General features: G+C 66.0%; 13 protein-coding genes. 1 reads left to right on the forward strand and 12 read right to left on the reverse strand.

The genetic code is table 11. The features are described from left to right. Position 1: 1 nt before the first annotated feature. The 8 genes from F5X71_RS32520 to rplJ all read right to left on the reverse strand — a co-directional run bounded on the left by F5X71_RS32520 (position 2) and on the right by rplJ (position 7,429). Complete coding sequence (locus F5X71_RS32520) at positions 2-1,012, reverse strand: MCE family protein (protein WP_174817176.1); 1,011 nt, start codon at positions 1,010-1,012, stop codon at positions 2-4. Continuing rightward, the gene (locus F5X71_RS32525) at positions 1,012-2,097 is read right to left on the reverse strand and encodes an MCE family protein (RefSeq protein ID WP_167465429.1); all 1,086 of its coding nucleotides are present in this window, start codon (positions 2,095-2,097) and stop codon (positions 1,012-1,014) included. Before F5X71_RS32525 ends, F5X71_RS32520 begins: the two co-directional genes overlap by 1 nt. After that, positions 2,094-3,446: an MCE family protein gene (locus F5X71_RS32530; protein WP_167465430.1), complete on the reverse strand. Its 1,353-nt coding sequence runs from the start codon at positions 3,444-3,446 to the stop codon at positions 2,094-2,096. Before F5X71_RS32530 ends, F5X71_RS32525 begins: the two co-directional genes overlap by 4 nt. Beyond that, positions 3,443-4,207, reverse strand: a complete 765-nt coding sequence (locus tag F5X71_RS32535) for an ABC transporter permease (protein ID WP_226887528.1) — start codon at positions 4,205-4,207, stop codon at positions 3,443-3,445. Before F5X71_RS32535 ends, F5X71_RS32530 begins: the two co-directional genes overlap by 4 nt. Before the next feature lie 105 nt (positions 4,208-4,312). Then, positions 4,313-5,107 (reverse strand): MlaE family ABC transporter permease, encoded by a 795-nt coding sequence (locus F5X71_RS32540; RefSeq protein ID WP_167465431.1) that lies wholly within the window; start codon positions 5,105-5,107, stop codon positions 4,313-4,315. Between the two features lie 11 nt (positions 5,108-5,118). Next, positions 5,119-6,195, reverse strand: coding sequence for an ABC transporter ATP-binding protein (locus F5X71_RS32545; protein WP_167465432.1), 1,077 nt, complete (start codon positions 6,193-6,195; stop codon positions 5,119-5,121). 242 nt (positions 6,196-6,437) lie between these two features. Beyond that, the gene (rplL, locus tag F5X71_RS32550; protein WP_167465433.1) at positions 6,438-6,818 is read right to left on the reverse strand and encodes a 50S ribosomal protein L7/L12; all 381 of its coding nucleotides are present in this window, start codon (positions 6,816-6,818) and stop codon (positions 6,438-6,440) included. A gap of 65 nt (positions 6,819-6,883) precedes the next feature. Next, positions 6,884-7,429 (reverse strand): 50S ribosomal protein L10, encoded by a 546-nt coding sequence (gene rplJ, locus F5X71_RS32555; protein ID WP_014988492.1) that lies wholly within the window; start codon positions 7,427-7,429, stop codon positions 6,884-6,886. A 458-nt stretch (positions 7,430-7,887) separates the two neighbouring features. On the opposite strand from rplJ, the gene F5X71_RS32560 reads away from it, so the two are divergent. Continuing rightward, positions 7,888-9,495: an MFS transporter gene (locus F5X71_RS32560; protein WP_174817177.1), complete on the forward strand. Its 1,608-nt coding sequence runs from the start codon at positions 7,888-7,890 to the stop codon at positions 9,493-9,495. Positions 9,496-9,588: 93 nt separating this feature from the next. On the opposite strand, the gene F5X71_RS32565 is transcribed toward F5X71_RS32560, so the two are convergent. From F5X71_RS32565 to nusG, 4 genes are all read right to left on the reverse strand, one after another. Next, entirely contained in the window at positions 9,589-10,116 is a 528-nt protein-coding gene (locus F5X71_RS32565) for an NADPH-dependent FMN reductase (protein ID WP_167465434.1), read from the reverse strand. A gap of 99 nt (positions 10,117-10,215) precedes the next feature. Then, a complete protein-coding gene (gene rplA, locus F5X71_RS32570) occupies positions 10,216-10,929 on the reverse strand; it encodes a 50S ribosomal protein L1 (protein WP_014988495.1) in 714 nt (237 codons plus the stop codon). A gap of 76 nt (positions 10,930-11,005) precedes the next feature. Continuing rightward, positions 11,006-11,440: a 50S ribosomal protein L11 gene (rplK, locus tag F5X71_RS32575; RefSeq protein ID WP_167465435.1), complete on the reverse strand. Its 435-nt coding sequence runs from the start codon at positions 11,438-11,440 to the stop codon at positions 11,006-11,008. A 97-nt stretch (positions 11,441-11,537) separates the two neighbouring features. Beyond that, positions 11,538-12,317, reverse strand: a complete 780-nt coding sequence (nusG, locus tag F5X71_RS32580) for a transcription termination/antitermination protein NusG (RefSeq protein WP_167466913.1) — start codon at positions 12,315-12,317, stop codon at positions 11,538-11,540. Positions 12,318-12,360: the final 43 nt, after the last annotated feature.

A 12,360-nucleotide genomic window follows, 5' to 3' on the forward strand; every position in this document is an offset into this window, starting at 1 on the left:
GTCAGTTACCTCCCATGTCGCGGATCGGCGGACGGTTGCCGGGAATGTCGGGCAGCGCGGGCGGGAGCAGGTTCACGATCACCGCGTCGAACCAGCGGCCGGTGCCGAGCACGTTGGCATAGATCCCGTAGAACGGCGCCGCGAGCTCCAAGGTCTTGGAGATGTTCTGCTGGTTGGCATTCAGCAGATCGATCGAGCCGCGCAGGTTCTTCAGCGCCGGGCCGATCTGCTCCTCGTTGTCGTGCACCAGGGCGGTGAGCTCGGCGGAGACCGTCTTGGCCCCGTCGAGCAGCTGGGCGATGGCCTGCTGGCGGATATTGAGTTCGGCAAGCAGTTGGCCGCCCGAGCTGAGCAGCCGCTCGAATTCCGCGTTGCGATCGGCCAGCACCTGGGTGGTCTGCCTGGTCGCCGCGAACAGCTTCTTGAGCTCCTCGTCGCGCTTGGCCAGCGTCTCGGAGAGCCGGGCGACGCCGTCGATCGAGCCGCGGATCTCCGGCGGCGTGGTCGCGAACGCGTCGGAGAGCACCCGCATACTGGTGGCCAGCTGCGCGGTGTCGATCTGGTCGATGTTCTTCGCGGCGTCGGTGAACGCGTCCACCACGTCGTACGGAGCAACGGTGCGCGACAACGGAATCGGCTTGCTCGGGTCCGCTGTGGCGGAACCCTTCGGGTCCAGTGCCAGGTACTTCTGCCCGAGCACCGTCTTGATCTGGATCGAGGCGGTGGTCTCGCTGCCGATCCAGGCGTTCTGGGTACGGAAATCGACGAGCACCTTCGCGCCGTCGAGTCGCACGTCGTCCACCGCGCCGACCTTGACGCCCGCGATGCGGACCTCGTTGCCCTTCTTCAGGCCCGCCGCCTCGGAGAACTCGGCGGTGTACTTGGTACCAGCGCCGATGATCGGCAGCCGGTCCAGGAAGAAGGCCGACATGGTCACCAGCAGCACCAGCACCAGGCCGAGCACCCCCATGAAGGCGGGGCTGCGGCGTCCGAGCAATACGCGGTCGTCCATCAGCGGGCCTTCCCGGAGCAGCGCGGCGCGGCGTTGGTGTACAGCGGCTGGTTGATCGTCGGCAACCCGGCGGGCAGGTTGAGCTGGGGCGCGTCCACCGCGCCCGGCCCGACCACGATGTCGATGCCGCACAGGTAGAACTGGAACCAGGAGCCGTAACTGCCTACGCGCCCGAGCTTTTCCATCTTGATCGGCAGATTCGTCAGCGCCTCGTCGACCTCGTCCTTGCGCTCGTTGAGCGTGCCGGTGAGCTGGCTGAGGCCGGCGATCGAACCCTGCAGCGTCGGACGCACCGGAACCAGCAGGTCGCCGGTGGCCGAGGCCAGGTTGCCCAGCGAGGTCACCGAGCGGCCGATGGTGTCGCGTTCCGCGGCCAGCCCGCTGACCAGCGCCTCGGTATTGACGATGAGCTGATCGAACTGATCGTCGCGCTTGTTCACGGTGTCGAGCACCGCGGTCAGGTTGCGCACCAGCTCCCCGATCACGGCGTCCTTGTCCGCGATCTTGTTGGTCAGGCTCGCCGTGGTGGTCACCAGATCGTGGATGGTGCCCTGCTCACCCTGGAACACCTGGATGATCTCGAACGAGAGCTTGTTCACGTCGTCGGCGGTCAGCGTCCGGAACAGCGGACGGAAGCCGTTGAACAGCGTGGTGAGGTTGAGCGCCGGACGGGTGTTCTCCAGTCCGATGGTGCCGCCCTTGTTGAGCTTGCGCCCCTGCTCGCCCGCGCCCTGCTCGAGCGCGATGTAGCGCTGGCCGACCAGGTTGCGGTACCGGATGGTGGCGATGGTCGAGGCGGGCAGCCAATCCCGGTCGGTGAGTTCGAATTCCACCTCGGCCAGGCGCTTGTCCACGATCGAGACGCCGGTGACCTTGCCGACCCGCACACCGGCGATGCGCACCTCGTCACCCTTGTTCAGCGAGGTGACGTCGGTGAACCTGGCCTTGAACGCGGTGCCGCCGCCGCTGTAGTTCGCGATGGACAGCGCGAGCACCGTCGTCGCGAACAACGTCACGATGACGAAGATGACCAACTTGGTCAGCGGCCCGCCCAGGCCCCGTAACTGCTGCTTGATCGCGTTCATCGCACGCTCACCTCGCTGCCGCGGAACGCGGGCGCACCAGCCCTGGTCACCCAGCTCGGCACCTGATCAGGCGAAACACCTTGGGCCGCACCGTAAATCGCGCCCAGCGACTGCTGCTCCATGGGCGAGCCCGCGATGGTCGGCACGTGACCAGCCGGGTAGACCCCGTACTGCGGCGGCGACATCTGGCCCGCGCCGACCTCACCGGGGTTGCGGCTCGGCACGGCATAGGAGCCGTCGTTGCTCGGGCCACCGGTGGTGTACTGCCCTGGATCGACGCCGAGCGGCTTCTCCGGAATGCACCACGGCCCACGGGTATCCAGCCACCGCGGCTCGTCCTGGTTCGGCAGGTACTTGCCGCGGTTGTTGGTCAGCTCGATGGTCACCCGCGAACCCGGCTGCGCCTCACCCTTGCCGAGAATCTTGTCGATACGCGGCTTGAGCTGCGCGAAGTTGGCCATCGCGCACGGGAAGGTCGGCGAGTAGGTGGCCAGGTCCTCGAGCAGCGGACGCGAGTCGGCGGCGAGGTCGATGATGTTGTCGCGGTTGGCCACCAGGAAGTCGGCGGTGTCCGACGAGGTCGGCGTCAGCACGGCGTACAGCGAGTCGATGTCCCAGCGGCGCTGCACGATGGTCGCGTTGGTGGTGCGCAGGTTGTCCAGCGCCTGCACCAGCTGCGGCGCCGCGTCGGAGTAGGTCGCGGCCACCGTGGCGAAGCTGCGCAGATCGTCCTGCAGATCCGGCAATACCCCGTTGACCTCGGCGAAGATGGTGTCCAGCTGGTCCACGCTCGCGCCGAGCGCGAGCCCCTGACCGGACAGCGCCTGGGAGAGGGCGCCGAGGGTTGCCGCGAGATCCTGCGGCGGGATCGCCTGCAGCAGCGGCATCAGATCGTCGAGCAGCTTGCTCAACTCGATCGCGTTGCCGCTCTTGTCCTGCTGCAGCGTCACACCGTTGCTCAGATGCGTCGCGCTGCGCTCGGCAGGGATCATCAGATCCACGTACCGCTCGCCGAACAGGGTCTTGGGCAGCAGCCGCGCGGTGGCGTTGGACGGGATCTGCTCGGCCTTGTCCGGTTGGATGGCGAGATTCAGGGTCACCTTGCCGTTGTCGGAATGGCTGGAGCGCACCTCGCCGACCGTGATGCCGCGGACCTTCACGTCCGCGTTCTTGGTCAGCGCGTTGCCCACGCTGTCGGTGATCAGGTCGACGTCGACGGTCTTCACGAACTGCTTGTTGTAGATCGCGACGGTGGTCGCCAGGAACAGCGCGACCACCACGAAAAAGGCGATGCCGAGCAACCGCACCCGCAGCTTCTCGGTCGAGCGCCACAGCTGCACCCGGTTCATCCCGCCACCCGCACGGTCGTGGTGGTCCCCCAGATCGCCAGGCTCAGGAAGAAGTCGAGGACATTCACGAGCACGATCGCCGCGCGCACCGCGCGCCCGACCGCGACACCGACGCCCGCGGGTCCGCCGGTGGCGTGGAAGCCGTAGTAGCAGTGCACCATGATGATCACGAAGGCGAAGACCAGCACCTTGAGGAACGAATAGAGCACGTCCTCAGGTGGTAGGAACAAACTGAAATAGTGGTCGTAGGAACCACTGGACTGCCCGTTGAACCAGATGCTGATCATCCGGGAGGCCAGGAAGGTGCCGAGCAGGCCGACGATGTAGAGCGGGATCACCGCGAGGAAGCCGGCGATCACCCGGGTGGTGACCAGGAACGGCACGCCGGGCACCGCCATCACCTCGAGCGCGTCGATCTCCTCCGAGATCCGCATCGCGCCCAACTGCGCGGTGAAACCACAGCCCACCGTCGCCGAGAGCGCCAAAGCCGCGACCAGCGGCGCGATCTCGCGAGTGTTGATGTAGGCGGTGAGAAAACCGGTGAGCACGGAGCTGCCGAGCGCGTCGAGCGCCTTGAAGCCCTGCAGACCGACCACGACGCCGACCGATCCGGACATGAACACGATGACGCCGATGGTGCCGCCGATCACGGCCAGCGCACCGCTGCCGAAGGTCACCTCGGCGAGCAGCCGCATGACCTCCTTGCGGTAGTGCACGGCGGTGCGCGGAATCCAGGCGATGGCGCGCGAGTAGAACGACATCTGCTCGCCCGCCCGATCGATCACCTGCAGCGGCGATCGTGCGATATTTCCCGCCCGGCGAAGCGATTTGGCGAGTGCGGGGTTGCGGTACTGAGTGGCCACCGGTCAGGCGCCCTTGGCCGGGACGACCTGCAGGTACACCAGCGTCAGGATGAGGTTCACGAAGAACAGCACCAAGAACGTGATCACCACGGATTGGTTCACCGCGTCACCTACTCCTTTCGGGCCCCCTTTGGGATGCAACCCCTTGTACGCGGCGATCACACCGGCGATCAGGCCGAAGATCAGCGCCTTGATCTCGCCGATCCAGAGGTCGGGCAGCTGCGCCAGCGCGGAGAACGAGGCCAGGTAGGCACCGGGGGTGCCACCCTGCAACAGCACGTTGAAGAAGTAGCCGCCCGCGATGCCGACCACCGAGACCAGACCGTTGAGCAGCAGCGCGACCAGCGTCATGCCGAGCACCCGCGGCACAACCAGCTTGCGCACCGGGTCGATGCCGAGCACCTCGAGCGCGTCGATCTCTTCGCGGATGGTGCGCGAGCCGAGGTCCGCTGCCACCGCCGAGCCCGCCGCGCCCGCGATGATCAACGCCGTGACCACCGGGGCGGCCTGCTGCACGGTGGCGAGCACACTCGTTGCGCCGGTGAACGATTCGGCACCGAGCTGCTTGATCAGCGAGCCGGTCTGCAAGGCGACGACGGCGCCGAACGGGATAGCCACCAGTGCGCTGGGGAGGATCGAGACACTCGCGATGAACCACGACTGCTCGATGAACTCCCGCCACTCGAACGGCCGGCGGAACGCCTTGCGCAGCACATCGACGAACAGCGCAAAGATGTTGCCGGCCTGGCCGAACCCCGACTCCAGTGGAGTCCGCAATCGCGCCAGGGAGGAATTCACGATCGCAGATGTTACCCGTTAGTTGGGTTTGGTCGAGTGGTGGCGTCGTACGCGCCGCCCTGGTAGCTACCGAGGTCGCTGTTGTTATAGGCCATCACCTGCGTATCGTCGTTCTGCGCAAGTGACTCCCGAATCGCGACCTGAGCCGCGTGCGGGAGGGTGTGCATGATCTCGCGGACGCGCTCTTTGCGGCGCAGCACGGCCTGCCGCACCGGCATGCCGGGGGTCGCCTGCATCTGCGGGATGATGCCCTCGACCTCTTCGGCGCCGCCGTGGTGATGACCCGCGTCGAACATCGCTTGCTCGCGCGCCATCTGGGCCTCGTCCTTCTCCTCGGACATGCCGATCGGGCCCTGCATGCGGCCGTTGAGGAACTGCTTGACCACCGGCTCCTCGGAGGTGAGCAGCACCTCGCGCGGGCCGAACATGACCAGCTGGCGACGGAACAGCATGCCGATGTTGTCCGGCACGGTGCGGGCCAGGTTGATGTTGTGCGTGACGATCAGAATCGTGGCGTCGATCTGTGCGTTGATATCGATCAGCAGCTGGCTCAGGTACGAGGTGCGGACCGGGTCGAGGCCGGAGTCCGGCTCGTCGACGAGGATGATCTGCGGATCGAGCACCAGGGCGCGGGCCAGCCCCGCGCGCTTGCGCATACCGCCGGAGATCTCGCCGGGCAGCTTGCCCTCGGCGCCGAGCAGACCGGTCAGCTCGAGCTTCTCCATGACGATCTTCTTGATCTCGGACTCGGACTTCTTCGTGTGCTCACGCAACGGGAACGCGACATTGTCGAAGAGGTTCATCGAGCCGAACAGCGCGCCGTCCTGGAACAGCACGCCGAAAAGTTTGCGGATCTCGTAGAGCTCCTTGTTGGAGCAGGTGGTGATGTCGGTATCGCCGATATAAATCGAGCCGCGCTCCGGGCGCAGCAGTCCGATCAGCGACTTCAGGAACACCGACTTACCCGTACCCGACGGGCCGAGCAGGGCGCTGACCTCACCGGACGGCAGCGTCAGGGAGACGTCCTGCCAAATTCGCTGCGAACCGAAGGACTTCGTAACACCCTCGGTCCTGACCTCGACGCCCACGCCAACCTCCAGAATTATTCAGCGAGCAGCCCACCGGCGAACCGCGTGCTGGGTTCCGCGGTGTGTCACGTCACAGTGGGTTCGGCCACTGTATCTCATGACCGAGACGGCGCACAGCCCAACCTGACTGAAGAGTAACCTCGTTTCACTCGCAATTTCCGCATTGTTGGCGAAGGGCTTCGCGAATAGCAAAACGGGCGGCCCCCAAGAGGGGACCGCCCGTCGGCGTAAAACGGTCGGAATTACTTGACCGAGACCTTGGCGCCGGCTTCTTCCAGCTTCGCCTTGGCAGCCTCGGCGGCGTCCTTGGCGACCTTCTCCAGGATCGGCTTCGGGGCGCCCTCGACCAGGTCCTTGGCTTCCTTCAGGCCCAGGCCGGAGACGATCTCGCGGACCACCTTGATGACCTGGATCTTCTTGTCGCCGGCACCCTCGAGGATGACGTCGAACTCGTCCTGCTCCTCGGCGGCGTCGGCCGGAGCGGCAGCGCCACCCACGGCGGCGACGGCGACCGGAGCAGCCGCGGTGACCTCGAACTTCTCCTCGAACTTCTTCACGAAGTCCGACAGCTCGAGCAGGGTCATGCTGCCGAAGGTCTCGAGCAGTTCGTCAACGTTGGCCATGATGTTGTTCCTTTCGGTAGTTGTTGTCGTCGAGGGCGAATCGCGCGCGAATCACCCCGCAGGGGTTATTCAGCGGCAGCGGTTTCGCCACCGGATTCGGCCTGCTTCTTCTCCACGAGCGCGGCGGCCAGGCGGGCCACCTGCGAGGCGGGAGCGTTGAACAGACCGGCGGCCTTGGCCATGTTGCCCTTCATCGCGCCGGCCAGCTTGGCCAGCAGGACCTCGCGGGACTCCAGGTCGGCGATCTTCTCGACCTCGGCAACGGACAGCGCGGCGCCGTCCATGTAGCCGCCCTTGATGATGAGCGCCTTGTTGTCCTTCGCGAAGGTCTTGAGGGCCTTCGCGGCGTCGACGGGCTCACCGCTGATGAAGGTGATCGCGGTCGGGCCGACGAACAGCTCGTCGAGACCTTCCACGCCCGCCTCGGCGGCGGCACGCTTGACCAGGGTGTTCTTGGCGACGGAGTACGTGGCTCCGGCGCCGAGCGCACGCCGCAGCTCGGTGAGCTTGCCGACCGAAAGGCCACGGTATTCCGTGACAACGGTGGCCGTCGAGCTCTTGAACTGCTCCGCGATCTCCTCGACCGCGGTGACCTTCTCGGGTTTCGCCATACTTCGCCTCCTCTCTGATGGTCGGTTCGTTACGAACTACCGATCAGGGGCACGGCGACAAAACAAACGCCCCGGACGCAAGGCGTTCCGGGGCGCAACAGGAATCATCGATCCCGGCGCGATGGCCCGAATCGGGTTCCCCAGCCTCGGTTCTCCCTGCGTGGGCCGCCGGCAATGTCGCCGGACCTTCGATCGAACCCATGCGGGCTCGACGACCAACGGTCTTCGGTAGAACGGATTGGGTAGCAATCGAACATGTCGATGACTGCCGTTCAATGTACCCGGACCACCCACCATCTGCCAAAACGGGGTGGCCACAGTTGTCGAACAGGGTGAACGCCGTGCGATAACGCACCGATTCTTTTGTGCGCCAGCTCACAAATGGTTCAACAATGTGGCGGATATCGCTCCCCGCAAGTGTTACGCAGAGTGACAGCAACCTGCTTGACTGCTGAACTATGGCAACCTCCATAGTCGATCCACCGATGCTGCTGGAACGACGTCACCAGCGCTTTCTCGCCCTTGCCGTAATCTGCACGGCCGAACTGTTGGTCATGCTCGACAACACCCTGGTCAACGTGGCGCTACCGTCCATCGGGGTGCAGCTCTCGGCCGGTGTCAGCAGCCTGCAATGGGTTGTCGACGCGTTCACCCTGACCTTCGCCGGCCTGCTGCTGGCCTTCGGCAATCTCGGCGACCGCTACGGTCGCCGCCGCGTGATGATGATCGGCCTGGTCGGCGTGGCCGTCATGTCGGTCGCGGGCGCGCTGTCGGAGTCCATGACCCAGGTCATCGCCGCGCGCGCCGCCATGGGCATCTTCGCCGCCGCGGTCTTTCCCGCCACCCTCGCGCTGATCATCAACATCTTCACCGAGAAGCGCGAGCGCGCGCTCGCCATCGCGGCCTGGACCGCGGTCGCCGGATTCGCCATCGCCATCGGGCCGATCTCCGGCGGCTGGCTGCTCACCCAGTTCTCCTGGCACTCGGTCTTCTGGATCAATGTGCCGGTGGCCGCGATCGCGCTGGCCGCGACGCTCAAATGGGTGCCGGAATCGCGTGCGGCACAGGTCGGCAAGCTCGACCTGCTCGGCATCGTCTTGTCCATCACCGGCATCACGCTGGTCGTGTGGGCGATCATCGAGGGACCGCGCAACGGCTGGCTCTCGACGATCACCCTCGGGACGGCCGCCTTGGGCGTCGTCCTGCTCGCCGCCTTCATCGCATGGGAATTGCGCACCCGCGCACCGATTCTCGATATGCGCCTGTTCCGCAATCGCCGTTTCTCGATGCCCGCCCTTGCCATTGCCATCGGCTACTTTTCGATGTTCGGCTTCCTGTTCCTGATCACGCAGTATTTCCAGGGCGTCCGCGAATACACACCGCTCGAATTCGGTATCGCCTCATTGCCTTTCGCTTTCTCGGTCGCCCTCGGCGCGCCCATTGCCACGATGCTCGCGCAGAAGGTCGGCACCACGCCGGTCATCGTGACCGGCCTGCTGATCACCGGACTCGGGCTGTACCTGGGCGGGCAGGTGGACGTCGACAGCAGTTATGTCACCGACGTGCTGCCCTCGATGATCTTCATGGCGCTCGGCCTGGCCATCACGCAGGGACCCGCCACTGAATCCATCATGGGCGCTTTGCCGTTGGACGAGGCGGGCGCGGGCTCGGCGGTCAACGACACCACCCGCGAGATCGGCGGCACCCTCGGTGTCGCGGTACTCGGCTCGATCGTGGCCTCGTACTACACGACCCGGATCAGCGCCCGGCTCGAGGCGATCCCGACCACCCTGATGAACGCGAAGGAAAAGGGCCTGGTCGAGGCCAGCCCGTTGAGCGTGCTGGAACTCCGCAAACGCCCGCTCGCGCCGTTCTTCGAGAGCCAACGCGAAAACCTCATCGTCGCAATGAAATCCGCGGCACTCGAGGGTTCGCACACCGCCTCGCTGGTGGCGGCGGGGGCGGTGGTAGTCGCCGCCGTCATCGTGGCGCTCTTCCTGCCCTGGGGTGTGCAGGACGGCGAATCCGTGCTGCTGGGCTGGCGCAAATCGGCCGACGACGAATAGCAGCCGCTGTTCTCGCGCACCCCGCTTCCGCAGGCCGGAGCCGACAACACCGGACCAGCCTGCCGATTCCCGTCCCCGAACCGGGGGCGGGAATCACTGCGTCTGCGCTACCAGTCGCCGGAGCAAATCCGCTGCGCCGGTGCGGAACTCGGCGGCCGCGACCAGACCGTCCGCGCCGACGTCTTCACGCAGCACCGGCAGCCGGGCCGGGACACCGGGATTCACCGCGGCACCCACGTAACCGAGCACGCCGGCCAAGGTCGCCATCGCGCCTTCACCGCGGCCGGGAACCGCGACAGTCAGCCAGGCGGTGGGCTTTTCGTAGAGGTCGGCGGTGCCGACGGTCCAGTCCAGCAGATTCTTGAGGCTGCCGGGCAGGGTGCCCGCGTACTCCGGCGTGCAGAACAGCACCGCGTCGGCGGCGGAAAGGGCTTCGCGCAGCGCGAGAACCGACGGATGCCCGGTGCCGTCGTCGTCCGGATTGAAAGCCGGAAGCTCGGCGAGTCCGTCGTACCAGCGGGTTTCGATATCGGCCGGGGCGATCGCCTGCACCGTGCGCAGTGCGGCGGAATTGGTGGAGGCACGGCGCGTGCTCCCGGAGATCAGCAGGACAACGGTCACCTCACGGGCAACGCTCGCCGCCGACGGATTAGTCCGGGAATGACGAACGGCGGGAACGCGTATCGCGTTCCCGCCGTTGCGGTCTCATTCGGGTGCTACTTACGCGTCCTCGTCGAGGAGGTTGCGGGTGCGGTTCGGGTCCACCGGGATGCCCGGTCCGGTGTTCGTCGAAACCGTCACCTTCTTCAGGTAGCGGCCCTTGGCGGTCGACGGCTTGACTCGCAGGATCTCGTCCAGCGCGGCGCCGTAGTTCTCCACCAGCTTGGCGTCGTCGAAGGACGCCTTGCCGATCACGAAGTGCAGGTTGGCCTGCTTGTCGACGCGGAAGTTGATCTTGCCGCCCTTGATGTCGTTGACGGCCTTGGTCACATCGGTGGTGACCGTGCCCGTCTTCGGGTTCGGCATCAGGCCGCGCGGGCCGAGGACACGCGCGATCCGGCCGACCTTGGCCATCTGGTCCGGGGTGGCGATCGCGGCGTCGAAGTCCAGCCAGCCGCCCTGGATCCGCTCGATCAGATCCTCGGCGCCCACGGCGTCCGCACCGGCGGCTTCGGCCTCGGCGGCCTTCTCGCCTGCGGCGAACACGATGACGCGGGCGGTCTTACCGGTGCCGTGCGGCAGGTTGACGGTGCCGCGGACCATCTGATCGGCCTTGCGGGGGTCGACACCGAGACGCACGGCGACCTCGACGGTCGCGTCGGTCTTGGTGGTGGCGGTCTCCTTGGCCAGCCGCGCGGCGGCCAGCGGGGAGTACAGCTTGTCGCGATCGACCTTCTCGGCCGCGGCGAGATACGCCTTGCTTCGTTTTGCCATGATTCTCTGTCCTTAATTGTCTGGTTCAGCCGTGGTTATCGGGCCTGGCCGGCCCTCCCACCATGAGCGGATTCGCTCAGCCTTCGACGGTGATACCCATCGAGCGAGCGGTGCCCGCGATGATCTTCGCCGCCTGATCGATGTCGTTGGCGTTGAGATCTTCCTGCTTGGTCTTGGCGATCTCCCGGACCTGGTCCATGGTGACCTTGGCGACCTTGTTGCGGTGCGGCTCAGCCGAGCCCTTCTGCACACCGGCGGCCTTGAGCAGCAGCTTGGCGGCGGGCGGGGTCTTCAGCTTGAAGTCGAACGTCCGGTCCTCGTACACCGAGATCTCGACCGGAATGACGTTGCCACGCTGCGACTCGGTCGCGGCGTTGTACGCCTTGCAGAACTCCATGATGTTGACGCCGTGCTGACCGAGCGCCGGACCCACCGGAGGGGCGGGGTTCGCCTGGCCGGCCTGGATCTGAAGCTTGATGATCCCGGCGAGCTTCTTCTTCTTGGGGGGCATCTTTCTTTCCTAGGTGTCTGTTTTCCTTGCTCTTTGCAAGTGCTGGTGTTGCGAGCCGCGGCCGGACCGGATGCGTCCGGCGCAGGACGTAACAGGTCTAAATCTTCGCAACCTGGGTGAAGCCGAGCTCGACCGGGGTCTCGCGACCGAAGATCGAGACGAGCACCTTGAGCTTCTGCTGCTCGGCATTGACCTCGGAGATGCTGGCGGGCAGCGTCGCGAACGGGCCGTCCATCACGGTCACCGACTCGCCGACCTCGAAATCGACCTCGATGGCGGGCTTGGCCACCGATTCGGCGGCGGACTCGGTGGTGCTCGCGGCCGCGGCGGCCGGCGCCTTCTTCTGCTGCGCGGCGGGGACCAGGAACTTCACCACGTCGTCGAGGGTCAGCGGGGACGGACGCGAGGTGGCGCCGACGAAACCGGTGACACCGGGGGTGTTGCGCACCGCGCCCCACGACTCGTCGTTGAGTTCCATCCGGACCAGGATGTAACCGGGCAGCACCTTGCGGTTGACGTTCTTGCGCTGGCCGTTCTTGATCTCGGTGACCTCTTCGGTCGGCACCTCGACCTGGAAGATGTAGTCCTCGAGGTCGAGGTTCTGCACGCGGGTCTCGAGGTTGGCCTTCACCTTGTTCTCGTAACCGGCGTAGGAGTGGATGACGTACCAGTCACCGGGGGCGCGCCGCAGCGCCGCCTTCATCTCGGCGACCGGGTCGGCCGGTTCGGCGTCGACAGGAGCTTCGGGTGCGGCCGGCTCGGCGACCTCGGAGTCCACGTCCTCGGAGTCTTCGACGGTCGGATCGGCCTCGGTGGACTCCGCCACCGCGTCGTCGACCGGGAACTCGTCGTGTGTGTCGTTCTCCGGGGTGCTCACTGGGGCACTCGCTTCCTGTGTCGTCACGTACATCCTCTGCGTG

The sequence above is a fragment of the Nocardia brasiliensis genome (assembly GCF_011801125.1).
Classification (GTDB): Bacteria; Actinomycetota; Actinomycetes; order Mycobacteriales; family Mycobacteriaceae; genus Nocardia; species Nocardia brasiliensis_C.

Coding starts and splice junctions, on each gene's coding strand:
- rplA (WP_014988495.1), bottom strand. CDS start 10,929: ATGGCAAAACGAAGCAAGGCGTATCTCGCCGCGGCCGAGAAGGTCGAT.
- F5X71_RS32535 (WP_226887528.1), bottom strand. CDS start 4,207: ATGTCGTTCTACTCGCGCGCCATCGCCTGGATTCCGCGCACCGCCGTG.
- rplL (WP_167465433.1), bottom strand. CDS start 6,818: ATGGCCAACGTTGACGAACTGCTCGAGACCTTCGGCAGCATGACCCTG.
- rplK (WP_167465435.1), bottom strand. CDS start 11,440: ATGCCCCCCAAGAAGAAGAAGCTCGCCGGGATCATCAAGCTTCAGATC.
- rplJ (WP_014988492.1), bottom strand. CDS start 7,429: ATGGCGAAACCCGAGAAGGTCACCGCGGTCGAGGAGATCGCGGAGCAG.
- F5X71_RS32525 (WP_167465429.1), bottom strand. CDS start 2,097: ATGAACGCGATCAAGCAGCAGTTACGGGGCCTGGGCGGGCCGCTGACC.
- F5X71_RS32560 (WP_174817177.1), top strand. CDS start 7,888: ATGGCAACCTCCATAGTCGATCCACCGATGCTGCTGGAACGACGTCAC.
- F5X71_RS32520 (WP_174817176.1), bottom strand. CDS start 1,012: ATGGACGACCGCGTATTGCTCGGACGCCGCAGCCCCGCCTTCATGGGG.
- F5X71_RS32530 (WP_167465430.1), bottom strand. CDS start 3,446: ATGAACCGGGTGCAGCTGTGGCGCTCGACCGAGAAGCTGCGGGTGCGG.